This window comes from Streptomyces avicenniae (genome assembly GCF_000719135.1).
Taxonomy (GTDB): domain Bacteria; phylum Actinomycetota; class Actinomycetes; order Streptomycetales; family Streptomycetaceae; genus Streptomyces; species Streptomyces avicenniae.
The window spans coordinates 383,673-406,988 of the sequence record NZ_JOEK01000009.1 but is presented as its reverse complement, the minus strand read 5'-3'; the positions used below and the strand labels follow the sequence as shown (position 1 = coordinate 406,988).

General features: G+C 66.6%; 20 protein-coding genes. 19 read left to right on the top strand and 1 reads right to left on the bottom strand.

Annotation, left to right across the window (positions count from 1 at the left end; all coding sequences use genetic code 11):
• Positions 1-151 precede the first annotated feature (151 nt).
• The 4 genes from IF27_RS16815 (at position 152) to IF27_RS16805 (ending at position 5,322) form a co-directional block, all read left to right on the top strand.
• Positions 152-2,005: a hypothetical protein gene (locus IF27_RS16815; protein WP_052850397.1), complete on the top strand. Its 1,854-nt coding sequence runs from the start codon at positions 152-154 to the stop codon at positions 2,003-2,005.
• 827 nt (positions 2,006-2,832) lie between these two features.
• Entirely contained in the window at positions 2,833-4,134 is a 1,302-nt protein-coding gene (locus tag IF27_RS16810) for an MFS transporter (RefSeq protein ID WP_052850396.1), read from the top strand.
• Between the two features lie 37 nt (positions 4,135-4,171).
• The gene (locus tag IF27_RS31150) at positions 4,172-4,348 is read left to right on the top strand and encodes a hypothetical protein (protein WP_190232993.1); all 177 of its coding nucleotides are present in this window, start codon (positions 4,172-4,174) and stop codon (positions 4,346-4,348) included.
• A gap of 677 nt (positions 4,349-5,025) precedes the next feature.
• Positions 5,026-5,322, top strand: coding sequence for a hypothetical protein (locus IF27_RS16805; protein ID WP_190232992.1), 297 nt, complete (start codon positions 5,026-5,028; stop codon positions 5,320-5,322).
• A 271-nt stretch (positions 5,323-5,593) separates the two neighbouring features.
• On the opposite strand, the gene IF27_RS31145 is transcribed toward IF27_RS16805, so the two are convergent.
• Positions 5,594-5,752, bottom strand: a complete 159-nt coding sequence (locus tag IF27_RS31145; RefSeq protein ID WP_190232991.1) for a hypothetical protein — start codon at positions 5,750-5,752, stop codon at positions 5,594-5,596.
• 111 nt (positions 5,753-5,863) lie between these two features.
• On the opposite strand from IF27_RS31145, the gene IF27_RS16800 reads away from it, so the two are divergent.
• The 15 genes from IF27_RS16800 to IF27_RS16730 all read left to right on the top strand — a co-directional run bounded on the left by IF27_RS16800 (position 5,864) and on the right by IF27_RS16730 (position 23,297).
• On the top strand, positions 5,864-9,217 hold the full coding sequence (locus IF27_RS16800) for a condensation domain-containing protein (protein ID WP_052850394.1): 3,354 nt from the start codon (positions 5,864-5,866) through the stop codon (positions 9,215-9,217).
• A 69-nt stretch (positions 9,218-9,286) separates the two neighbouring features.
• The gene (locus IF27_RS16795) at positions 9,287-10,072 is read left to right on the top strand and encodes a thioesterase II family protein (protein WP_110945973.1); all 786 of its coding nucleotides are present in this window, start codon (positions 9,287-9,289) and stop codon (positions 10,070-10,072) included.
• Positions 10,073-10,125: 53 nt separating this feature from the next.
• Complete coding sequence (locus tag IF27_RS16790) at positions 10,126-11,172, top strand: SAM-dependent methyltransferase (protein ID WP_052850392.1); 1,047 nt, start codon at positions 10,126-10,128, stop codon at positions 11,170-11,172.
• Positions 11,169-13,544 (top strand): non-ribosomal peptide synthetase, encoded by a 2,376-nt coding sequence (locus tag IF27_RS16785; RefSeq protein WP_223291081.1) that lies wholly within the window; start codon positions 11,169-11,171, stop codon positions 13,542-13,544. The genes IF27_RS16790 and IF27_RS16785 overlap by 4 nt, the downstream gene beginning before the upstream one ends.
• 9 nt (positions 13,545-13,553) lie before the next feature.
• Positions 13,554-14,807, top strand: a complete 1,254-nt coding sequence (locus IF27_RS16780; RefSeq protein WP_052850391.1) for a cytochrome P450 — start codon at positions 13,554-13,556, stop codon at positions 14,805-14,807.
• A 123-nt stretch (positions 14,808-14,930) separates the two neighbouring features.
• Positions 14,931-15,482 carry a hypothetical protein gene (locus IF27_RS16775; RefSeq protein WP_052850390.1) on the top strand — a complete coding sequence of 184 codons (552 nt, stop codon included), beginning with the start codon at positions 14,931-14,933 and terminating at the stop codon, positions 15,480-15,482.
• Between the two features lie 814 nt (positions 15,483-16,296).
• A complete protein-coding gene (locus tag IF27_RS16770) occupies positions 16,297-16,602 on the top strand; it encodes a cupin domain-containing protein (protein WP_052850389.1) in 306 nt (101 codons plus the stop codon).
• Between the two features lie 6 nt (positions 16,603-16,608).
• Positions 16,609-17,118, top strand: coding sequence for a thiamine pyrophosphate-binding protein (locus IF27_RS16765; RefSeq protein ID WP_052850388.1), 510 nt, complete (start codon positions 16,609-16,611; stop codon positions 17,116-17,118).
• The gene (locus IF27_RS16760; protein WP_052850387.1) at positions 17,115-17,699 is read left to right on the top strand and encodes a thiamine pyrophosphate-dependent enzyme; all 585 of its coding nucleotides are present in this window, start codon (positions 17,115-17,117) and stop codon (positions 17,697-17,699) included. Before IF27_RS16765 ends, IF27_RS16760 begins: the two co-directional genes overlap by 4 nt.
• A 9-nt stretch (positions 17,700-17,708) precedes the next feature.
• Positions 17,709-18,767 carry a hypothetical protein gene (locus tag IF27_RS16755; protein ID WP_052850386.1) on the top strand — a complete coding sequence of 353 codons (1,059 nt, stop codon included), beginning with the start codon at positions 17,709-17,711 and terminating at the stop codon, positions 18,765-18,767.
• Positions 18,764-19,156 (top strand): NUDIX hydrolase, encoded by a 393-nt coding sequence (locus tag IF27_RS16750; protein WP_052850385.1) that lies wholly within the window; start codon positions 18,764-18,766, stop codon positions 19,154-19,156. Before IF27_RS16755 ends, IF27_RS16750 begins: the two co-directional genes overlap by 4 nt.
• A gap of 48 nt (positions 19,157-19,204) precedes the next feature.
• Positions 19,205-19,750 carry a GTP cyclohydrolase I gene (folE, locus tag IF27_RS16745; protein ID WP_052850384.1) on the top strand — a complete coding sequence of 182 codons (546 nt, stop codon included), beginning with the start codon at positions 19,205-19,207 and terminating at the stop codon, positions 19,748-19,750.
• A gap of 164 nt (positions 19,751-19,914) precedes the next feature.
• Complete coding sequence (locus IF27_RS16740; protein WP_052850383.1) at positions 19,915-20,502, top strand: Maf family protein; 588 nt, start codon at positions 19,915-19,917, stop codon at positions 20,500-20,502.
• A 252-nt stretch (positions 20,503-20,754) separates the two neighbouring features.
• Positions 20,755-21,675 carry an LLM class flavin-dependent oxidoreductase gene (locus tag IF27_RS16735; RefSeq protein ID WP_223291080.1) on the top strand — a complete coding sequence of 307 codons (921 nt, stop codon included), beginning with the start codon at positions 20,755-20,757 and terminating at the stop codon, positions 21,673-21,675.
• A 341-nt stretch (positions 21,676-22,016) separates the two neighbouring features.
• The gene (locus IF27_RS16730; RefSeq protein ID WP_223291079.1) at positions 22,017-23,297 is read left to right on the top strand and encodes a lysine N(6)-hydroxylase/L-ornithine N(5)-oxygenase family protein; all 1,281 of its coding nucleotides are present in this window, start codon (positions 22,017-22,019) and stop codon (positions 23,295-23,297) included.
• The last annotated feature ends 19 nt before the right edge of the window (positions 23,298-23,316 follow it).

Genomic DNA, 23,316 nt, shown 5'->3' with positions numbered 1-23,316 from the left:
GCCGCCTAGAACTGAAGGATCACGAGGAGGCATCACGCATGCCGTGAGTGGTGGGACCCAGGCGTATGCGGAACGTAGCGGCGTGACGGATATCGGGTGAGACGGGTTCAGGCGACTCCGCGCGACTTCACTGACACGATGAGGGATCAGAATGTCGGATGCGAAAACCGTCGTCCGCTGCGACGACGCCCACAGCTACGAGCAGCTGGCCGCGTCATGGCGACCCGGCTTTCCCTTCCCCGTCATGAACGGCCCCTCACTCACGAACTATGAGGAGGTGCTCCGCGCCGAGGGCACGGTCGGGCTGCCCGAAGTGACCAGCGCTTCCTGGCCGGGAGTGGTCGTCTCCCTGGGAAATCCTGTGGCACACGCCGCCGCGGGGTTGCTGGCGCGTGCGACTTCGCGTCCTCACCGCCGCGTCGATTCGGCCGGTCTGTACCCCGCTCTCGAGGAGTTCGAGGCCGTTCCGGTCGCCCTGGTCGCGACCGCGGCCGACATCGCGGCGCTCGGCGACTGGCCCGGTAGCCGACATCCTCGCTTCGGTCTGGTGACGAGCCGGACCGACGAGTCGCTGTCCAGTCTGATCTACCGCACCCTCACGCTGCGTTCCAGGGCAGCGGCGGATGACATCCTCATGATCCATCCGACGGCGGTCGGTGCGGACAAGGCTGATGCCGTGGCCATGGACGAGCTGCGCCCATTGGTGCGTGGGCCCAGCAGGACCCTTCAAGTGCTCACCCACGGACGCGAGTGCTGCCTCGTGCTCTTCGACGGACTCGTCTGTGGCAGGGGAACCGCTGCACCGCCAGCGGAAGTGGACCTCCCGGCGCATACGAGAATGCCGTCGTGTCTGCGCGGTGAAGGCTGCTGGCGCCAGGATCTCGGAGACGAGGACCGTATCGCGGCATCGTCGATCGACGCGCGGCTCGTGGTCCTGCAAACCTGCGACTCGATCGCTGTCGGCAACAACGCGCACCCCCTCTCCGTGGGCGTCGGGTTGGGCTTCATGGACGGTACGACCGTCGCGGTCGTCGGCACCGTGGGATTCCATATCGCCCAGGGGCCGGTCTTCGACGACGTGGCGGACGCCCTCCATGAGGGAGCCCGCCTGGGCGAGGCGGTGGAGCGACTGAACGCAGCGGGAGAGGCGAACAGGGAGTTCGCGGAGTTCGGGCTCTTGGGGGACCCGTCGTTGCAGATGGACCTTTCTGAGCCACGATCGCCTCGACGGAACCACACGGCTGCGCGGGAAACCGAACCCGTCGAGGACGGACTGATAGCGCAGCAGGTGATCTTGGGGAGGCTGCGTTCTCTGCTGCCGCTGGCACTACCCATGGACGAACGCCGTCTCGGCGAGGTGGAGCGGGACATCCGCCGAGGTCTGCTCTCGCGTGGAGACGGGCGGGCCGACGCGCTCCACGAAGTTCGGCAGAGCATCGACGAGATCCAGGCCGCCACCGTGCGAGAACTGGTGCGCAAGGCCCATGACAGCTGGTGGGGGCTTTACAGTGACAAAGCGCGGGCGTTTCGACAGGTGTCCAGTGCGACGGTCATCTGCCCCGTGTGCCGTCGCGATTCCGCGGTCCGAGTCGAACTCGCCTACCGTCTGCCCGTGGACTTGACGATCTTCACCGTGCAGTGCCGGAGATGCGGAGACCTCTCCTCGTCCACGTCGGCGTCCACGGACTTCGATGTGACTTCCGACCATGTCGTCTACGTGCCGAGACAGCAGGACGGCGAGATCACCTGCGACCTGGCCAGCGAGCGGGACAGGGCAGCTCATGGACACGTCGGCTTCGCCTTTGTCGCCGGAGGAACGAGTCACCTGCCACGTGGGGAGTCACGACCTGTGCGCGTCGGCTCCCGCAGCACCCGGCAGGAGACATGGCGCTTCCGCCTTGGCGAGCGCGTCCAGGCCGCCGAACACTATGCAGTGGTGGCCAGTCTCATCGAGGGCGAGTTCCGATGCTCGAACGTCTTCGTCAACGTTCCCTCGGCGGCGTGAAGAATCAGTCATCGGACAACCGCGTATCCCCCACTGACTGAACATGGGGACTCTGTCGGTGATCTACAGATGAGGTCAAGGGGGAGGCAGGGCTCGGGGAAGCGGACTGCCTGGGAGCGCTGCTCTGTCGAAAACGTCCGTCCCAGCCCTCCTCCGCCACCGTGAGAAACCTGGCAGAGCCGGAAAATTGACACATCCTGACAGATGTCAGTATTGGTGGTGCACATCTCTCGATAAGTTGATCTCTGTATCGGGATGATCTGCGGGAAGCCTCTCCGAATTATGCTACAGTCTGCCGTCGAGTCATTCATGGCAGGCACGCGAATCGAAAGTGACTGGGGCGGGCGCAGGTTGGTTCGATGTTGTTCATCCGTGCCGGATGCGATAAGAGATATGTGGTTATGCCGATTGTGGCGATCGGGTCGGGGGATTTTTGATTTCTCCTGCCGCCCGAACGGCTATGTGATCAGCAATGGCTTTGTTCGCACCTCTTCGGTTTCGGGCCTTGGCCTTGATCTGCGACTTCTCATCCGGCGCCGAAGACCAGCGTGCTCTTCGGCGTCGAACCGTGCCTGCCTCTTGCGCACCGTTTTCCGCGAGATCCCCGGATCCACCGCCGACCGGCCCTTCGCACGACAGCACAGTCCGCGATCGCTGCCAGCGCCAAGGGGTCTGGATCAAGGAGCACGTCACCCTACAACCGACAGCGAACTTCTGACCCAAGGTACTTCATACCTTTGATGGTTGAGGTTACGGCGCCCGGAGCGTCACCGGAACTCGCGCCGACAGCTGCAATCATTGCGCAATTCGAAAGGCAGGCACCGTGCATGACCGATATCGATGAGGCTCCGGCCTCCTCGCCCACTCGCGGAAAGTCACTGTGGCACAACCGCGACTTCATGTACCTGTGGGTCGGGCAGTCGGCGAGCGAGATCGGCTCGGGGATCACGCAGATGGCGATGCCGCTGGTCGCGGTCCTCGTCCTGGACGTTTCGACTCTCGCGATCGGCATGCTGAGCGCGGTGACGATGTTGCCGTTCCTGCTGGTGGCGCTGCCGGCCGGGGCGATCGTCGATCGCCGGGCGAAGCACCGGCTCATGATGTGGTGCGACGTGGGCCGCCTCCTGCTGATCGCCTCGATCGCGCTGGTCATGATTCCAGGTCTCGATCTCGGCCTGACGTATGCGCATCTGATGATCGTCGCCTTGCTCAGCGGTATCCTGACGGTATTCTTCGATGTCGCTTATCAGAGCTATCTCCCGACTCTGCTGGATCGCGAGGAACTGCGGGAAGGCAACAGCAAACTGGGGACGACCCAGTCGTTCGCCCGCTTTGCCGCGCCGCCCCTCGGCGGTGGCCTGATCGCGGTGTTCGGGGCGGCATGGACGTTCGCCGTGGACACCTTCACCTACACGATCTCGGTGGTGTCGCTGTTCCGGATCAAGAAAACTGAGCCCGCTCCCGAACCGCGCCCCGTGGGGCAGAAGATGCGGTACGAGATCGCCGACGGCCTTCGATTCGTGTTCAAGCAACCAGTCCTGCGCAAGATCGTGGCATCCACCGGCACGTCGAACCTCTTCACGAGCATGAGCTTCGCCATGGAGACGATCTTCCTCGTCCGCGTCCTGGACGTGGAGCCCGGCCTGGTCGGCCTGGTGTTCGCGGTCATGGGGGCCGGGGGAATGGTCGGCGGGATCTTCGCCGAGCGCCTGAGCAGGTGGTTCGGCACCGCACGGATCATCTGGCTGTCGGGCCTGGTCTTCCAGCTCCCGATGTTCCTGATCCCGCTCGCGACGCCCGGTTGGGGCGTGCTGCTGTTCATGGTGGGGTCGTTCTTCCTGGTGGCTTCTAGCGTGGTCTACAACGTGTCACAGCTCACCTATCGCCAGGCGATCACGCCGCCGGCAATGCTCGGTCGCATGAACGCGAGTGTGCGGTTCATCGTGTGGGGGACCATGCCGCTGGGTTCCGCGCTCGGGGGAGTGCTCGGTTCGCAGTTCGGCATCCGCGAGACGCTGTGGATCGCGATGATCGGAGCCTGGAGTGCCGGGCTGTGGGTCTTCTTCTCGCCGCTGCGGAAGAAGCGGGACATCGAGGAGCTGGAGGAGTACCGCGCGAACCAGGCTTAGGGCGACTCCCGTGCTGGGCAGGGGATGAACTGCGCCGTTGACGTCGCTCGTGCCGGACGGTCGCCGGTTCGCGGCCGATGCGTTGGAGAAGCCGTACGGGCAGCTCGTCCTGTTCGACGTGCGGTTGACTGCGCGGGTCGTGGAGCTGGAGCGCCGGATGAACCACGGTTCCGGCGGCTCCAGCTTTCCGTCCTCGCCGGACGTGCTCGGGTGACTCATGGCCGTCCGACTCCGCCTCACAGCCGCGAAAGCCGCAGCTCGACGCGGCAAGCGTCAGGGCGTCCCGTCCACGTTGACTGGCCTTGCTCGGACCGGTGGGCTCCGCCTGCGCCGCGAGCGGTGTCCGGCCGCGACCTCCGCGGCCAGCCGACGACACGCTCCGCTTCACCGGGCCGCCCTCGAGAAGTCACCGTCACGGCCAACACCGGCGTGCGCGCGCCCGGACCGGTCAAGGCCCGGGCCAAGGTCTCCGGCAGCCACCGGTCCGAAACCGGTTTCGCGGTCCGGGCCACCGTGCTCCTTCCTCGACACCATCCGGCGGGCCTTCACCGGTAACCTTTCGACGCCCTCATCGATCTGCGCGGCTGAGCGGCTGACATCACACAGCGTCAGTCATGGCGGCCGGTCCTCATGAACGCTTACCTTCGGCGGCAAGTTCGCCCGCTGATCAACCCAATGCCCGACCGAACCCTGATCGGTGACGACCCCCGATAACGGCGCAGGCATTAGCGCTATCCCTCGCCCCTCGCCTGCACTTCGGAACTGCCGAGAAGGTGAGGATCTACGACTGAGGAACACAAACCGGTTGGTCACCCTGGCAGTTGTCAGGAGCGGGTGCAGAGTCGGCCTTGCATAGAATAGGTCAATCTACGGGCGGCCGAAGGGCAGGTCATGCGCTCGACAGTGTTCGTTGACCACACGATAGACCGCGTCGAACAGGGGGAATCCCTTGACGGCGGCGCCTGGTCCGGCGTCCGGGTGACGAGACTTTCGACCTGCTCGTCCGTGGTCTTCCTCGGTGCCCTCGAACGCGGCTTGTCCATCACGCCGTCCGGGCGGTCGATGGCGAACCGGGCCTGCCCCTTGCGCGCCATTTCTCGCGCGATCCTCGGATCCTTCGCGACCTTCGTGTTCGACCGGTCCTCCGAACACGCCAACACGATCCGAAACCGCGACACCAGCGGCTGAGACGCCGACCGCTGACATCACCCGCCTACGACCGACAGCGAATTTCCGACTCACGACACCAGTCTCATCGATATCAACGGGCAATGATGAGCTCTCGGCTCGAATTGCGAATGGGGCGCATATTGATCAGAAAGTCATGGGGTTCTCGCCGAGGACGTAGCTGACGTGTGCCCGCCGCGGAGGAGGCGGGGGTTCGGCGGCGAGTTCGGCCTGATCGCGGGGTCGGTGCTGTCCGGGCGGGCTCTGCTCAAGGGCCACGTAGATCAGTTGCTCAGGGTTCAGGCCTGACGAGCACGGGGCGGGAAGTGCAGCTCGACGTCGTCGGGATGGTCGCGACGAGCCGGTCCAGGAGACGGCGTTTCACCTCGGCGGTGAAGTCTTCGACGAGAAGCGGGAAGTGCCCTGGGCCCTTGGAGCTGGTCGCCGACATCGCGTTCACCGAGAACCGTTCTCGCGCCGTCTCGGATCAAGAGAAGTCGCTCGCCAGTGCAGCTGATCGAGAGCAAGAGTCCGATTCACCCAGGAGAGGGTGTCCACTGATATGACGCAGGAAGAGAAGAGTGGGCCCGACAGGTCCGAACTGGAAAGAGTGGTACTCGGCGCAGTCGAAGAGGTTCTTGAAGTCGCCGAGCTATCTCTCGATGACTGCTTCCTCGACATCGGTGGTCATTCTCTTGCCGCGATCAGGGTGCGGGAGTTGATCGGTAACCGGACGAGCGTCAACCTGAAGACGAGGGTGATTCTCGAGGCGGCGGACCTGAGGGACATCGTTGACGAGCTGGAAGTGCAACGGATGAACGGTGTGGCTCGTGCGCCGTCACGACAGCCGCTGGTCAGGTATCCGCTGTCACACGCTCAGCAGCGCACACTCTACGAGGTCCTGACGGCGCCCGAGGTCAATGCCTACCAGAACCAGGTGACCATTCGCATTCCCCCCGCGATGTCAAGCGCAACGGTTGAGCAAGCATGCCGACAATTGCTGGAGAGGCATCCGGTACTGCGGTCGGTCGTCGAGTTTTCCGGGGAAGACTCTTTCATCCGGATCGCGGACCCGTGGACACCCGACATCAGTACGGTCGATCTCCGATCGGAAGGCGAGAGCCGCATACGCCTGTCGCGCGAGCTGAGGCACCATGCGGACCTTGAATGGGACCTTCAGCAGGGGCCCCTCATCCGCTGGCGTATCTTCGTCGTGTCGGACGAACTCTGCATCCTGAGCCAGGTCGAACATCACTTGATCCACGACGGCCTCTCGTTGGCCATGGTGCTTCGGGATCTCCTCGCCGGACTCAGGGGTGAGGAACTGTCACCTGTACCGGAGGGTCGAGAGGTTCGCGAGTACGCGGACTACGTCGCATGGGAACGAGCAACCATCGATCGTGTGCAGACCGACACGGGCTTCGAATCCTATATGGCGGACCTTTCCCGGCCCGGCTATGAGCCCACGGTGCCTGCGCCGGACCTCGTGACGGACGACTCCGCGTTCGTGCCGACAATCGGTGACTCCGTGAGTGTCGTCCTGGAGCCGCTCCTGGTCGAGCAGATGGAGAGGCTTGCTCGGAAGAGCAGGGCGACAGTGTTCGAGCTGCTCTTCGCGACCTATATGCATACGCTGCACGAGATGACGGGTGTGACCAAGCTCGTTTCCGGGTCGGCGGTCGCCGGACGCCCCATGGGTTTCGGCGAAGTGGTGGGCATGTTCGTGAATACCGTGCCTGTCCAGTGCGACTGGTCGCCCTCCTTCACGGAGACGTTGACCAGCCTCAAGGATGCGCTCCGTCGAGCGAATGACTGGGGAGACATTCCCTACGATGTCGTGCTCTCGGAGGTGCGGCGACGAACGGGCGGTGGTCGGAAAGCTCTCTACCACTGCATGTTCAGCGCACATGACACGCAGATGCCGGACCTCGCCGGTGAGGAGGACTTCGGCTTCGCTGTTGACTATCACACCAACGACACCGCGAAGAATCATCTGGACGTCGTCGTGCTCCCGAAGCAGGCACACGCCGACAAGCACGCGCCCGATGGTGGAATGCGGTTGATGTGGGAGTACTCCTCCAGCCGTTATTCGGCGGACTTCGTCAGGTCCATGGTGCGTCGGCACGAGGAGGTCATGCGCCAGCTGTGCCGGGCGAGCGAGGACGGGGAAGCGCTGGAAACGCTCCGGTGGCCTGCTCCCCACCCGGTGGTGCGCAGGGGTGAGAAAGCCCGAAGGCGTCCGCTCGTGCCTGATCTGATGTTGGGCAACAAGCCGGCCATCGAAGCGGCTGGTCAGACCTACAGTCATCGGGCGTTCCGTGATCTGGTGACGGAAGCGGCAGACCAGCTGCGTGGGGCGGGCGTCGCACCAGGCGACCTGGTCGCCCTGCCGGGAACCCGGACGGTCGAGCACTGGGCCAGGACCATGGCCGTGCTGGCGCTGTCGGCCGGCGTCTCACCCTTCGATCCGGACGGACCGTCACTCCGGCGTGAGCTCCTGCTCGCGGAATGCGACTTCGAGTGGACCGACCAGGGCCTGGTGCGCTCGGGAAGGTCCACGGCCGGCGAGGGGGAGATCGCCTACCAGGTCCAGACGAGCGGGAGTACCGGTGAGCCCAAGCTGGTGTCCGTCTCCCGCGAGAACCTTGAGGTCTACTGCCAGTCCAGCGTGGAGGCGCTGAAGCTGACCTCGACCGACGTCGTGGCAGGCATCAACTCCCCCTTCTTCGACGCGGCGTTCGAGGAGGCACTGCCCATCCTGTCGGCTGGCGGGACCCTTGTACTCCCCGACCTGGCCGAGGGGCTTGAGGGAGTGATGGAGACCCTGGCCCGCCACCGCGTCACCGTGCTGAACGTGCCCACCGCGTTCCTCCTGTTGATGGCGCAGCACTTCGAGCGAACGGGTGCCGCGCTGCCTGACAGCGTGCGCATCGTCGTGACCGGCGGAGAGGCGTACGACCCCGAACAGGTGTCGAAGCTTCTCGCGCACCACGGCGGAAGGGTGCGAGTCGTGAGCACGTACGGGCCCGCCGAGTGCGGGATCTCCGTCACCTCGCACGAGATCACCTTCGGCCACGGTGAGGGCGATCGACCGCAGCTCGGCAAGCCGCTTCCCGGTGTTTCGCTGACGTGTGTGGGGGATGACCTCGAACCCGTGCCCCTGGGCCGAGCGGGCCTTCTCGCCATTCACTCCGCAGGCATCGAGCAGGGCAATTCCCGCCTTGTCCACCTGCCCTGGACGGAGAGCGGCGTCTTTGTGACGGGAGACATCGTTCGCTTCACGCACAGCGGCTCCTTGGAGTTCATCGGGCGGAAGGACAACCAGCTCAAGATGAAAGGGTTCCGGGTCTCACCGGAGGAACTTGAGCGGGCGTTGCTGAGAGTGGCGCCGGTCGAAACCGCTCTGGCGGTGCCCCTTCGCACAAAGGATTCGACCCCGAGGCTCGGCCTCGCCGCGGCAGGTGAAAGCGCTACGACGCTCTCCTTGGACGATGTCCGGAAGGCTCTCCAGGGCCAGTTGCCAGCCTATATGCTGCCCAGCGCATATGTCGGACTCGATCAGATGCCGCTCAACGGCAACCGTAAGGTCGATCGTGGACGCGTGACCGCGCTCCTGAATGCCACGTACACCATGAGGCGCGACGCGGAGCAGCACTCCGAGTTCGAGAAAGATGCGCATGCGTTCGACCCGGAGATCACGCGGGAATTCACTCGTGTCTGGCGGCACGTGCTCATGCCGGACGCCGACCTGAGCCAGAGCTTCATCGATGCGGGGGGCGATTCGCTGTCGGCCATACGCCTGGCTGCTGCCGTCGAAGGTGAACTAGGGCTGACCCTCCCGGTCAAGCAGGTGTTGCAAGCGGCTTCAGGAGAGGCATTGCTGTCGCTGCTCTGTGATTCGCGCGTGGACGGCTGAAGTGGCTGACAGTTCGATGTCGGCCAAGGTCTGGGGGACACGGTGAGCGAACGATCGGGCAGTACTTCCATGGCGCGGTCACGGGCGAAATCGAGAGAGGGTGACCGTATCCACGAGGAGACCAAGTGGTTCGCGTACGGCGCACCTGATCCTTCCAGGACGCCGCTCTTCGCGTTCCACTATCCGGGGTCGGGTGCGGCCTCCACGTACGCGGCCTGGCCTCGCAGTCTCGGTCCCGCTCAGCTCTGCCCGATCCAGCCACCGGGGCGCGAGAACAGGCACCGGGAGGAGCCTGTGAGGACGATGCCCGAGTTCGCGGCTCGGTGCGCCGAGGCGATACGGCCTTACACGAACAACAAGTACGTGATGATCGGTCATTGCGGTGGAGCAAGTCACATGCTCCATACGGCGGCGGAGATCTGTGCGCAGGGTGGTGCGCCGCCGAGCCTCATGATCGTCTCTTCCTGGGGGGCGCCGTTGACCGAGCCCTATGGACGTCTGAATCTGACTCCGCTGGAAGACATCGATGTCGTGGAAGAAGTGCGAGCCGCTTCCCGATTGCGCCTCGGCCACCCCTTGGATCCTGATCTGGAGCCACTCGTGGCCGGCGTGCTCGAACTGGATCTCCGTCTTCAGCGGACAGCGCGGTCCGGGCTCCAACCACCAGCGGTACCCATACTGCTCATCGGATGGTCGAACGACGAAGTCGTGGCCTCGCAAGAAGTCTGGCCCAGCGTGTGGCCGTCGAGCGAGGTCATTCGCTTCCAGGAAATGCGCGGTGATCATTGGGCGTACCTTCGCTGCGAGGAGCCTTTTGCGAAGGTGCTCGTGAGGGAGATGGAGGCGCATGGCTGAGTACACGGCCGAGCGGCTCAAGACGTGAAGAAGTCGATGGGAAGGCAGTGTAGATGTTCTCTGTATCGAAACCCGAACTGGACCCGGCGGCCTGGGTCCATGGGCCGGTCGCCGACATTTTCTCCTCCTACATAGCGGCGACGGCTTTGTCCGCGGCGCATGAGCTGGGGCTCCTGGATCGCCTGGCCGACAAGGGACAGGCGCAGCTCGACGGGGACGACGGATGGAGCGATCGCCTTCATGGCGATGCCGTCCGCGCCATCTACAGGACTCTTGGCTGGGCCGGCGTCACCGAGATCAAGAACGGGGAAGTCGTCGTCCCCGGCCCGCGGTTCGAGGAGGCATATGCGGCACGAGGGTATTTCTACTGGCTGGTGCGCGGTTGCGGTGAGTTGTTCAGCGTTGCTCCGCACGTCTCGGTGGAGAGCAACCGAAGCGGGTCCTTCTACCAGCGGGACATGCGTGCGGTAGCACTGGGCTCACGTATTATCGGCGATACCGAGGTCGAGCCGCTGTTCGACGCCCTCTTGGCGGGCAAGCCCGCGCGGAAGGTGGTGGATCTCGGGTGTGGATCGGGTCAGCGGCTGATCCGTATTGCCCGTGCACATTCCGAGACGGAATGCATCGGCATCGATGTCTCACCCGCTGCGGTGGACACGGCTGCCGCCGCGGTCTCGGAACAGGGGCTGGACGGCCGGATCGTCATTCGACAAGGTGACGCGCGAGAACTCGCGCCGGAACCGGCCTTCGCCGACGTCGATACCGTGACGTGCGTCTTCATGGGCCACGACCTGTGGCCGCAGGAGGAGTGCGTGCGCGCTCTGCGGGGGCTTCGGGAGGCGTTCCCCCGCGTGGAGCGCCTGTTGCTCTGTGACGTGGTGAGGACTACCGAGGCGCCAGGTTCCGACACGGCGATCTTCACGCTCGGCTTCGAGATGGCCCATGCGCTCATGGGCGTCTATCTGCCCAGCCTGGACGAGTGGGAGGACGCGTTCGCCGAGGCCGGTTGGGTGTGCGAAACCGTGCGTCCGACCACCACCCCGCCGAACGGCTTCTTGTTCCAGCTTCGGCCCGCGTCCGTGGTCGAGGACCCCCGATGACGGCGTCTCCTTCAGGCTTGCCGCAGTCGCAAGGGGATGCCGGGGCTCGCCCGGGCCCCGATACGGTTGACGCGCTGGCGGCGCTCGCGACGGTTCTGCATCGCCGTACCGGCCAGGGAAGCGTCACCGTCGCCTGTGCGATCGAGGGCGAGGAGATCTCCGGAGCGGCCACGCTGGATTTCAGCGACGATCCTGTGTTCCGCACGGTGCTCGACCGCGCCGCACAGGAACTCGGGAATCCGCGGCTTCATGGCCGGGTGCACCTGGGCGAGGGAGGCGGCGACGAGATTGTCGCGTGCCTGTGGGTTTCGGCGACGGGCGCGCCCGGTCCTGACTGGATGCTGGAGATCGTGGCCGCCGCCGGGGTGCCTCTCGTCACGCTCGGGGCCGGGACGGCGAGTGGCGTCCGCCCGGTGACGGCTGAGGGCGGGAGTCGGAGGCGCGGCTGGGAACCGGGGGAGGGGCCAGCGCTCGCGGGACTGGTCGGTGCCGCCGCGCAGGCCGGTCAGCGGGACGAGAAGACACCCGTCTCGGTGCTGGACCTGTTGGCCCCGGGCGACGCCGAGAGACTGCGGACACTCGATGGGACCGACCGCGCTCCCGTGGAGGCGGAGAATCTTCACGATCTCATCGCTCGGCACGCGGTGGCGACGCCGGACGGCCCGGCGGTGACGTGCGGCGGGCTGACCCTCTCCCACCGGCAGCTCGACGACCAGGCGAACGCCGTGGCGGCGGAGCTGCGGGCTCGCGGCGCGCTCCCGGACACCGTCGTGGGCATCCTCATGCCCCGGTCCGCCGAGCGTGTGGCCACGGTCCTCGGGGTGCTGAAGGCGGGCTGCGGCTATCTGGGCCTGAGCCCCGACGACCCGCCGGCCCGGCTGGAGCAGCTGGTCAGGGAAGCCAGCGTGCGGTTCACACTCGTCACGCGAGCGTTCGTCGATCGGGTGCCGACAGGCACGGATCCCCTCGTCACGGACTCGATCGCCGCGGGTGACGCCGCGCCGGTCTCCGTCGGGATGAGCCCCGACCAGCTCGCGTACGTCAGTTTCACGTCGGGCTCGACAGGAACACCCAAGGGGGTCGCGGTCCCGCACCGTGGCGTCTCACGACTCGTCCGTGAACCCAACTGGATGCGGATTCGGCGCGACGACGTCTTCCTCCAGATCGCGCCCCTCGGCTTCGACGCGGCCACGCTGGAGATGTTCGCCGCGCTGGTGAACGGGTGTCGGCTGGCCGTGCTGCCGGACGGCCCGGTCAACGAGCAGACGGTCGCCGACGCGGTACAGGAGCAGCGCGTGAGCGTCCTGATCCTGACGACCGGTCTGCTGCATCAGATGATTTCCACCGCGCTCCCCGCGTTCGCCGGGGTCAGACATGTGATCGCCGGTGGGGAAGTCGCCTCGGTGAGACTGCTGGAACGGCTCCTCGCCACGTATCCGGGCCTGCTCTTCACCAACGGGTACGGCCCGACAGAGAACACCAGCTTCACGACGTGCTGGACGTCCGGCGAGCCACCCGCCGGGGCCAGCGTGCCGATCGGCGTTCCGATCGACGGCACGCGCATCTCGGTGCTCGACAAGCTGGGGCAGCCGGTGCCGCCGGGGATCGTCGGCGAACTGTACGCGGCCGGAGAGGGCCTGGCCCGCGGGTACGTGGGCCGTCCTGCGCTCACCGCCGAACTGTTCCTGCCCGACCCCGCCGGTCCTCCTGGCGCACGGGCGTACCGAACGCGCGACCTCGTCCGCAGGCAGCCCGACGGCGTGATCGAGTTCGTCGGACGTGTAGACGCACAGACGAAGATTCAGGGGTATCGAGTGGAACCAGAAGAGGTCGAGGCGACGCTGGCGGCTTGTGCCGAAGTGGAGCGGGGCGTCGTCACCGTGCACATGGACGGCAACGGGCGTAAGCGGCTGGTCGCGTACGTGGTGTCCGACTCGTCGGACGACGACGCGGACCTGGCGGCACGTCTGCGTGAGCAACTACGGCTCAAACTGCCCGCGTACATGCTCCCCTCGGACATCGTGGTACTGCCCGACCTGCCGCTGAACCGCAACGGAAAGGTGGATCGCAAACTGCTCGTGGGGTCCAGTCGCCGACCGCAGCACATCAGGACTCCGTTCGTCGCGCCTGAGAGCTCGTTGCAGCGGCGTATGGCAGAGATATGGGGGGCGGTACTCGGCGTATGGCCCGTCGGGATCCACGACGACTTCTTCGAGCTGGGAGGTCACTCCTTGACGGCGGCTGAGCTGGTCGCTGTGCTCAGACAGGAGCTCGGCGTGAACGTCTCTGCTCAAACCTTGTACCTGCGACCGACCGTCGCGGAACTCGCGGAGTCGGTGGCAAGCCCTTCCGGCGCAGAGCTGAGCGAATAAGGACACCTTGTGAAATCCTCTCCCGCCCGATGCCCGTTCACAGGTGACGCGAAGGATCTCATCTCCCCCGGGCTGTTCCGTGACGGAGACCCGCATGCGGTATGGCGTTATCAGCGCCATATGGACCCGGTGAGTTGGCAGCAGGTCACCGACGGGCTCGGATTCTGGTCGGTCACCACATACACGGACGTCGAACGCGTCCTGCGCGATCACGAGAGCTTCACGTCGGAGCAGGGCACGATGCTTGTGCTGCTCGGGCGGTCCGACCCGGCGAGTGGTCGGCAAATGGCGGTCACCGATCCGCCGCGGCACGGGGAACTCCACGACCCGGTCCAACGCGCCCTGCACGTCAAGGCGATGGAGCCCCGGCGTGAGCAGATGCGCGAAGCCATCGTCGAACTGCTGACGCCGCTGGGCGAGGACGACAAGTACGACCTCGCCGAGCACATGGCCCAGGTGCCGATGGCCATGATCGGTTCCCTCATGGATCTGCCGCGTGACGACTGGCCGCACCTCACCAGGTTGAGCCTGGCGAGTGTGGCGCCCCTGGACCCGATCCTGGAAGAGACCGGCGACGCCGAGAGTGTGCTGAACAACGTGCATCGGGAACTGTTCGCCTACTTCGCGGACTTGGCCGAGCACCGTCGGAGACATCCGGGCGATGATCTTGTGAGCCTTCTGCTCGGAATGGAACGGGACGGGCGCCCGCTGACGATGGGCGAGATCAGCTCGAACTGCTACGGCCTGTTGGTCGGGGCCAACGCCACGACCGGCCAAGTGGTGCTCAACACGCTGGCCGACCTGATGGGGACGGCCGTTCTCGCCGAGTGGTCGGAAGATCCCGGCCTGCTCGCCACCGGGGTGGAGGAGGCCCTGCGCTGGGGCACGCCCACGTCACACTTCATGCGGTACGCCCGCACCGACGTGGAACTGCGGGGCAAGCAGATCCGCGCCGGTGACGCGGTGGTGGCCTGGCCGGGGTCCGCCAACCGGGACGAGGAGGTCTTCACCGCCGCGGACACCTTCGACGTACGGCGTCGGCCGAACCGGCACCTGGCGTTCGGTTCAGGTCCCCACTACTGCGTGGGACACAGCGTCGCCCGCATAGCGCTGCGCTTGCTCTTCGCGGAACTCTTCAGCCGATACAGCGATTTCGAGCCCACGGGTCCCGGGGTGCGGATGTACTCGAACATCATCCATGGCTGGACCAGGATGCCCGTCACCGCCAAGGTACGCACGCGACGGCTCCCGCCCGCGTACTGACGGAACGGCCGGGAGCGCCGAGGAACGGTGTCGGTGTGCGGCGCGGGCGGGGTGAACCGTCCGCCCGGGGGCTGCTGCCCCGCCGTGCGCCGGTGGAATCTCTGACGTGCGGAGACGTCCCTGGTGGCGCTGCCGGCCGCCGAGGCGTGCACCATCGGCCTGCCCCTGGTCATCGACCCGGGCGACGCGGCGCTGAGCCGGGGGCGGGCCGACACCATCGCCGTGGCGAACGGCGCCCTGATCGAGGCCCAGGGGTGGGTTGCGATCGTCACCCACCGGGGCGAGGGGGGTGCTCGCCTCGGTGGAGGGGCTGTGGTCAACGCGGATCCCTCGCCGGAGTGCTTCCCCTTCGAGTGGGGCGTCACCTGGTTGAACGCCGTCAACGACCAGGCCGCGGGCATCGAGCAGAGGGTCGTCCCCGGCATGCCGCGGGTCTCGCTGCCCATCCTGGACGCCCTGCGGGGCCTGGATGTCGTCGCTCGGCCGGAGATGGCCGTCGTCGGGCGCGCGGTCGAGCTGCTGGACGTCCTCGGGCTGCCCGTCCGAATCCGCCGACCGGAGGCCCCGCTCACCCCCGAGGAGATCGACCTCCGCCCTGCGCAGGTATGCCTGGGACGCGGCGAGACGGGTGTCCCGGGTCCCCGCCAGCGGCAGGCGTGGCCGAGCTCGCCCTGACCGGCACCGCCGGGCGCCGGGACCCTCGCCTCCCCGGTCGCCACGGTTGGCGCCGCATCCTCCGCCTCGCCAGCCTCTGGACTTGGATCGATGTGCTCACCAGCGCTCTTCAACGGCTCGCGTTGCTGCCGAACCCCGGCTGATCAGCTCAGTTACCCGTCCCGACAGGAACGGGAATCCGACCTGCCAGCCGCACCATGAGAGATCGAGGTGAGGGGGTCTTATCGCGGCGTACCGCTCTGCACGTCGCCGCGGAAGTCCGGCGTGCCGGGCGCGGGGCACCACAACCGGTACCGAGTGCGCGTCCACCGCCCGAACCCCTGTCATCCATGAGGATCGGGGTGGAATCACCATGACTTAGTATTCGATCAGTTGCCGCCGACCGCCAGGTGGGCGCAGGTGGCGGGGTATCACGTTCTGATCTTCCGGCAGCAGCTGGTGGCCGCGTCGTGCCGCCCTTCTGAGGAGCTTCCAAGGATGAAAGCCGAAGAACGAGGCGGATCGCACAGCGCCATTTATGGGGATCCGGCGCGAGGTTCTCAGCCCGGCGCACATTGATCAGGAAAGGGCGGCCTTCCGCCGGAAGGCACAGGGGAGAGTCGCCCCCCGTCATCGGGAGTTGAACCTTCGGTCCGAGGATCGAGGGCTCAAGATCAGTCGGCATGTATCGCGGTCTTGTCGATCGCCCCGCTCAGGGGCTTTTCACAGCGAGATTCGTGCGAAGAGCGGGGAGCCGGGTGATGGACGCGTCGGGTCGCCGACGCCGGCTCCGCTTTCCTCAATCACCCACGTGAGCATGGAAGGGTCGTGTCCGATGTCAGATGATGTCGTGCAGGTGGGAACCAAGCTGGTTCATCAGGACGAACGCGTCCGCGTCTGGACGTTGGACCTGGCGCCCGGGGAGCAGACGGAGATTCATCAGCACCCCTGCGACTACGTGTACGTCGTCGTGGCCGGTGGGCAGACCGAGACGGTCCACGCCGATTCCACGGTGCATCCGGGCGACGATCAGGTGGGAGACGCCGTCTACCACGAGGCCGGTCAGCCGCATCTCCTGAAGAACGTGGGGACGACGCACTACACGAACATCATCGTCGAGCTCGTATCGACCGGAAAATAGGACGTCGTGTCCGCAGACGACGCCTACGACACGCTCGTCCGGGCCGGTGTGAACTTCATCAGCGGCGTCCCCGATTCCCTGTTGAGTCCGCTTCACCGCCGTGCGGCCCGACGACCGGAGATCGACTACTTCCCGGTGTGCGACGAGGCCACGGCGGTGGGCATGGCCGCGGGGGCACGACTCGCCGGGGCCCGCAGCCTCGTCCTCATGGAGAACTCGGGCCTGCGCCGCGCCTGTGAGACGTTGGCCCGCCTGACCATGAGTCATCGACTGCACACGGTGGTGCTCCTCGGACGCCGCGGCGCTTTCGGCGAGGCGAACTGGTGGGGCCTTCCCCACGAGGAGACCATGCACAGTCACCTGCGCATGCTTCCCCTCGTGGCGGAAGAGATCGACTCGCTGCGGGACTTCGAGGTCCTGGTCCAGCAGGCGTACGCCACGTTGGACACCGGCCAGTGCTCCGTCGCGTTGATCGCCAATCCGCGGTTCGTGCAGCAGCTACGGAACGTTCCATGAAGACGTCCGAATTCCTGGAGGCGTTCCTCGCGCACCTGCCCCCCGACTGCGTGCTCGTGTCAGGACTGGGGCGCACCAGCGAGGAACTCGCCCGGCTCGCTCCCGAGCGCACCCTCTTCACCGACACGATGGGCGACGTGTCGGCCCTCTCGACAGGGATGGCCGCCGCCATGCGACCCCTCCCGGTGGCTGCTCTGGACACGGACGGCAGTTTCCTCATGAACCTGTCCGTGCTGATGGCCCTGGGCGGCCGGTCGGCGGCGCTGGACAACCATGTGCTGGCCATCGTGGACAACGGCCTGTACGAATCCGCCGGAGGGATGCCGAGCCGGACGGCGCCGCTCGACTGGCAGCAGCTGTTCGCCGCGGTCGGTCTGCGAGCGGTCCCGGTGCGGGAACCCGCCGACATCCCCGACACGATCCCGCTGCCGGGCGTCGTCCTCATCGCCCATGTCGTGAACGACGACCCGGCACCTGACGCGACCAAGACCTACGACGGCGTCGAGTCGTCCTACCTCATCGAGCGACTCATCGCGGCACAGCAGGGCAGGCCGCAGCGCCGACCGGCACTCAAGGCATGAGGGGCAGGTATGAAACGAGTCCGCTGCGCCGACGGGAGCAGCCTGTACGCGTACACGTCCCCGGGGCCCGCCCGGATCCTGGTCTGCTCGACGCCGTCGTCGCGGCGGCTGCTCACCGACCCCACGATCTGCGGCGCCGCGTACCGACAGCTGTCGCGGACCGCCGTCGCCGAGGCGTTGCGCCTGCTCACCGACGCGGACGTCGCCGGGCTGACGACCACGCCTGCCGATCAGTTCGCGGCGCTCACCGTCCTGCGGGGCGGGCTCAGTTTCGGCGTGGAGGACGCGGTCGGCCAGGTGCTCGGCGCCGACCCGGTGGTGAGTTTCGTCGGGACGGAACGGCCGTCAGACGGGGCGGTCGAGCTGACGTACGACCGGTGGGAACTGGCGGAGGCGACCTTCCTGGTGGTCGGCGACATCATCGGCACCGGGGGCACCTTGGCGCGCACCCTCACCGAGGCCGTGGAGCGCGCGGCGCGGCGGGGCCGACCGCTGCGTTCCCTCCTCGTCTTCACCATCGGCTCCCGGCTCGGCGTGCAACGCCTGGAGGCCGCACTGGCCGACGTGGACGCGGCGTCGCGCCCCTCGTTGATCGTCGTTGTGCTGGAATCCCTCTATGAACTGCCCACCCCTGGGACGCAGGCCCCCTTCGCCCGCTTCCCGTTCGACCTCCTCCGATCCCCCGTCACCTCGGCGCCCGAGTACGAGGAAGCACGGCTCAGGGCCGTGGGAAGCCTCTTCGAGCGCTGCGCCGTCTACGACGGAGGGGTGCGGGCGTTCACTCCCGCGGAACACGGCGAACTCCGCTCCGGCTGGTGGGCCGACGTGGTGGACCGCAAGGTGCGCCTCGGCGAACTGGCCGCGCTCACCGCAGGACTGGAGACGTACCGGCTGCCCCTGGAGGACTGGAAGCGCGTGATCCCGTGGTCCTCCCACGTGGACGAAGAGGGCGCGGCCGTCATCCACGGCCTCGGACGAGCGGCCCTCTCCCTCTCGGAACGTCTCGACACCCATGACTACCTCAGCCACTTCCTGACAGGGAAGGGAAAACTGGTCGGCACCGCATGATCGACAAAATTGCATGGATCAACATCGCCAACGGTCGCATTCTCTCGACACGCTCCAAGGGCAGGGAGCGCTACTACCTGCCCGGCGGGAAGAGGGAAGCGGGGGAGAGCGATCTCGACACCCTGGCACGCGAGATCAAGGAAGAACTCTCGGTCGAACTCCGGCTGGACACGGCCCGGTTCGTCGGGGAGTTCCGCGCTCAGGCGGACGCGCATCCGGACGGGGTCGAGGTGAGGATGCGCTGCTACGAGTCCGACTACGAAGGTCAGCTCAGCCCGGCCTCGGAAATCGCCGAGATGATCTGGCTCCAGTACGCGGACCGCCCTCTGACCTCGGCCGTTGACCAGATCATCTTCGATCATCTGCTCGCTGAAGGACGCATTCGTTGACCACACGCCTATCGAGCCATGGCGCGTACATCGTATTCGGAGGACGCAGTGACAATAGCCGAGTGGATCGAACAGAACGTGACGAAGGACAAGCGCGCGCTGGACTGGTACCGGTCCCCTGAGAGCGAACCGCGCATCGTCCGGGCGTACCAGGAACTGCTGAGCGGCTACGAGACGGACACGTCCAAGATCCTCAAGACGACCTGCCTCGTCGAGGGGGAGCACACCGGCGCGGTCCGCATCCGCGACATCAACTACTACTCGATCTGCGCGCACCACTTCCTGCCGTTCTTCGGGACGGTGGACATCGTCTACATCCCCGGGAACCGCATCCTCGGGCTCGGCAAGTTCCCGCGTCTGGTGCAGGCGTTCAGCCGGCGATTCCAGATCCAGGAGCACCTGGTGAAGGACATCGCGACCGAGATCGTCAGCAGCGGTGGGGCCCGCGTCGCCCAGGCCTCAGCCTCCGGACGGCACATGTGCATGTGCAGCCGCGGCCCCTCGGACCAGACCGTCATCACCGACACGTCCTACGTGGCGGGGGACGCCGCGCTGCTCAGGGCCTCGGAAACGCAGGCCCTGCGCACGCTCTGAGCCGCTTCACCGGCCGACCTGCTCGCCTGTCACCTTCCGCCCCGTGCGGCTCGACAGCGCGGCGCCCCGGCGGACTTCTGCACGTCCACGTCATGACCACCGGCGACAGGCACCTCCGGTCGCCGGTGAACCTCAGCTCCCGAGGTCACCCTGGAGGAGAAGAGATGAGCGAGATCGTCCTCGCATCCGGCTCGCCCTCGCGTCTGGACCTGCTGCGCAGGGCGGGGCTGGAACCCACGGTCGTGGTGAGCGGGATCGACGAGACGGCCGTGCCGGGAGAGGCACCGGCCGACCTCACCCTGCGCCTGGCGCAGGCGAAGGCCGCGGCGGTCGCCAGCACCTTGCGGGGCGGGTACGTCATCGGATGCGACTCGATGTTCGAGATCGACGGCATCGCGTACGGCAAGCCGGGAAGCGCGCGGCCCGCCATGGACCTCTGGACGCGCATGGCCGGGCGGAAGGGGACCTTTCACACGGGGCACTGCGTCATCGACGCCGCATCGCGGCGTCAGGTCGCCGAGGTCTGCTCCACCGTGGTCACCTTCGCCACACCCACGCCGGCGGAGATCAGCGCGTATGTGGAATCCGGTGAGCCGCTGGCGGTGGCCGGCGCCTTCATGATCTCGCGCAAGGGCGGCTGGTTCGTCGAGAGCGTGGAGGGCGATCCCGGCAACGTGCAGGGACTGTCGCTGCCCGTGGTGCGCAGGTTGCTCGGCGAACTGGGCGTGAGTGTGACGAACCTATGGGTGTGAAGGCAGGCCGCCGATCGCCCGTCACCCTGCCTGACGCGGGACACGTCCACCGAGCTGCTGCGGGAGACCGGGGCACGTCGGCGGCGAGGACGTCCGGTGGGCGTGCTCGGACGGTTCGGTGATCAGGATTCCGGCACGGACGATCGAGACGGCCGACTCCACGGGCGCGGCGACGCCCGGTCCCGACGAGGAGGGCCGGATGCATGAACCAGTTGCCCGGCCCGATCCCAGCCCAGCTACAGAGGAGCACACGTGACCGAATCCCCTTCAAGCGCGCGTCCTACGGGAGTGGCCGGACTCAAGTACGCGATCTCCGTTCCTCCTCATGGCGACTACGGCGATCCCAAACGGCTGGCCGAACTGGCACGAGAGGCGGAGGACGCCGGCTGGGACGGCTTCTTCCTCTGGGACCACCTCATGTTCATGCGGGGCTTCAACGGGCCGATCGTGGATCCTTGGATCAGCCTCGCCGCGGTGGCCACCCGGACGCGGACCATTCGCTTCGGCACGATGGTCACCCCGCTGGCTCGGCGGCGTCCGTGGAAGGTCGCCCGGGAGACGGTGACCCTCGATCACCTCTCCGACGGGCGGTTCATCCTGGGTGTGGGGCTCGGCTATCCCGCGGATTCCGAATTCGAGGACTTCGGCGAGGACGGTGACGCACGAGTCCGGGCGGACAAACTCGACGAGGCCTTGGACATCATCGTCGGCCTCTGGTCGGGAGAACCCTTCAGCTACAAGGGGCGGTATTTCCAGGTCGAGGAGTGCACCTTCCTGCCTCGCCCTGTTCAGAAGCCCAGAATCCCCATCTGGGTGGCGGGGTACTGGCCCAATCGCCGACCGTTCAGACGTGCCGCGCAATGGGACGGCGTACTGCCAGGACGTCTCTCCCTCGAACGCAGGAAGGCGTGGACGCCCACGATGATCCCCACGGAGACGTACGGGGAGATCGTCCGGTACGTCGAGGAGAACCGGTCCTCCGACGCACCCTACGACTTCGCGATCGGCGGCTACACCGACGGTGACGGCGGCGACCGGGACCGGGAGCGCGTCACCGCCTACGCCGACCTCGGTCTCACCTGGTGGTTCGAGAACCTGCACGGATTCCGCGGCGGTCTCGACCAGATGCGCGAGCGCATACGCCTCGGCCCGCCCCGCGTGGACGGCGTCTAGACGCGCGACCGCGCAGCTGGGCGATCCCGGCGGGACCCGCCGTCCTTCCGCGTCGGCCCCGTTCGCGCCATCTGCCATCGGGCCACCCCGAGATCGGCAGTTCCATCGTTCGATGTACTCACCCCTGGGAGCGGCATGTCGCGGAACACTGGGCCCACAGCCTCGGAGAGATCGGAGTCCCGAGCCGACAGCTCACGCTCGGCATCCTCTGCCCGCCCGGGGACCAGGGGCGAGGAGACAGGGGATCACGCCGAGTGCGACCTGCCCGGCCGGATCGAGTATGTCTCTTGTGCGCCGACCGGATCGGACGACCGATGAGCGGGGGTCACGGGGCCGGTGCCGTGGACGGCGGTGAGGTGCTCGATGTCGCCGGTGTCGGATTCGGTCCCGCGAATCTCGCGCTGGCGATAGCCCTGGACGAGTTCGACTCGGCCGGGCGAGCGGTCACCGCGAGGTTCTTCGAGGCCCAGAAGCGCTTCGGCTGGCATCGCGGCATGCTCATCGAGGGGGCGACGATGCAGGTGTCGTTCCTGAAGGATCTGGTGACCATGCGGAACCCGACCAGCCGGTTCTCGTTCCTGTCGTTCCTGCACTCGCGCGGCAGGATGGTTGACTTCGCCAACACGCAGACGTTCTTCCCGCTGCGGGTCGAGTTCCACGAGTACTTGTCCTGGGCTGCCGAGCAGTTCGAGAAGCATGTCTCCTACCGGTCCGAGGTGACCGAGATCCGGCCGACCGCGGGGACGGGTGTGGTCGAGTCCGTCGATGTCTCGGTGCGGACCGGAGCCCTCGACGCGGTGCCGCAGGTCCACCGGGCCCGCAACGTGGTGATCGCGGCGGGCGGGCGACCGCGGATGCCGGCAGGTCTTCCCGAATCCGAGCGGATCTGGCATTCCTCCAGGCTGCTCGACCGCGCGGACGCCATCGCCGCGTCGAAGCCGTCGTCGTTCGTGGTCCTCGGCTCAGGGCAGAGCGCCGCCGAATGCGTTGACTACCTGCATGGCCAGTTCAAGCATGCCCAAGTGCATTCCGTGCACTCCCGATACGGCTACAGTGCCGCGGACGACAGCGCCTTCACGAACACGATCTTCAACCCCGAGGCCGTTGACCACCATTTCCAGGCCCCCGAGAGCGTGCGGAAATCGTTGTACGGCTACCACGCGAACACCAACTACTCAGTGGTGGACGAGGACCTGATCCGCCACCTGTACCAGACCTCCTATCTCGAGTCGGTGACCGGGCGGCGGCGCCTCAACGTCCACAATGTCTCGCGGCTGGTCGAGGTGACCCGTACCGACGACCGTCTGAACGTCGTGATCGAGTTCCTCTCCGACGGGAGCACCACCACGATCGAGGCCGACGCGCTGGTCTGCGCGACGGGCTATGTGCGAGCCGATCCGAAATCCCTGCTGGGCGACCTGCTTCCCCGCTGCCGACAGGACGGCCAAGGACGTCTGCTCCTCGACCGCAACCGCCGCGTGGTGACCGACGAGTCCGTGAAATGCGGCATCTACGCCCTCGGTTACGGGGAGCACTCGCACGGCCTGTCCGAATCCTTGCTGTCCCTCACGGCGGTCCGCGCGGGTGAACTGGCCGAGGTCCTGACCAAGGAGCTGGCGTGAGAACGAACCGTGCGTACAC

Excerpts from the sequence above, each read along its gene's own strand:
- IF27_RS16815 (WP_052850397.1), top strand. The coding sequence starts at position 152 with ATGTCGGATGCGAAAACCGTCGTCCGCTGCGACGACGCCCACAGCTAC.
- IF27_RS16810 (WP_052850396.1), top strand. The coding sequence starts at position 2,833 with ATGACCGATATCGATGAGGCTCCGGCCTCCTCGCCCACTCGCGGAAAG.
- IF27_RS16805 (WP_190232992.1), top strand. The coding sequence starts at position 5,026 with ATGCGCTCGACAGTGTTCGTTGACCACACGATAGACCGCGTCGAACAG.
- IF27_RS31145 (WP_190232991.1), bottom strand. The coding sequence starts at position 5,752 with ATGTCGGCGACCAGCTCCAAGGGCCCAGGGCACTTCCCGCTTCTCGTC.
- IF27_RS16800 (WP_052850394.1), top strand. The coding sequence starts at position 5,864 with ATGACGCAGGAAGAGAAGAGTGGGCCCGACAGGTCCGAACTGGAAAGA.
- IF27_RS16795 (WP_110945973.1), top strand. The coding sequence starts at position 9,287 with ATGGCGCGGTCACGGGCGAAATCGAGAGAGGGTGACCGTATCCACGAG.
- IF27_RS16790 (WP_052850392.1), top strand. The coding sequence starts at position 10,126 with ATGTTCTCTGTATCGAAACCCGAACTGGACCCGGCGGCCTGGGTCCAT.
- IF27_RS16785 (WP_223291081.1), top strand. The coding sequence starts at position 11,169 with ATGACGGCGTCTCCTTCAGGCTTGCCGCAGTCGCAAGGGGATGCCGGG.
- IF27_RS16770 (WP_052850389.1), top strand. The coding sequence starts at position 16,297 with ATGTCAGATGATGTCGTGCAGGTGGGAACCAAGCTGGTTCATCAGGAC.
- IF27_RS16760 (WP_052850387.1), top strand. The coding sequence starts at position 17,115 with ATGAAGACGTCCGAATTCCTGGAGGCGTTCCTCGCGCACCTGCCCCCC.
- IF27_RS16755 (WP_052850386.1), top strand. The coding sequence starts at position 17,709 with ATGAAACGAGTCCGCTGCGCCGACGGGAGCAGCCTGTACGCGTACACG.
- IF27_RS16750 (WP_052850385.1), top strand. The coding sequence starts at position 18,764 with ATGATCGACAAAATTGCATGGATCAACATCGCCAACGGTCGCATTCTC.
- IF27_RS16740 (WP_052850383.1), top strand. The coding sequence starts at position 19,915 with ATGAGCGAGATCGTCCTCGCATCCGGCTCGCCCTCGCGTCTGGACCTG.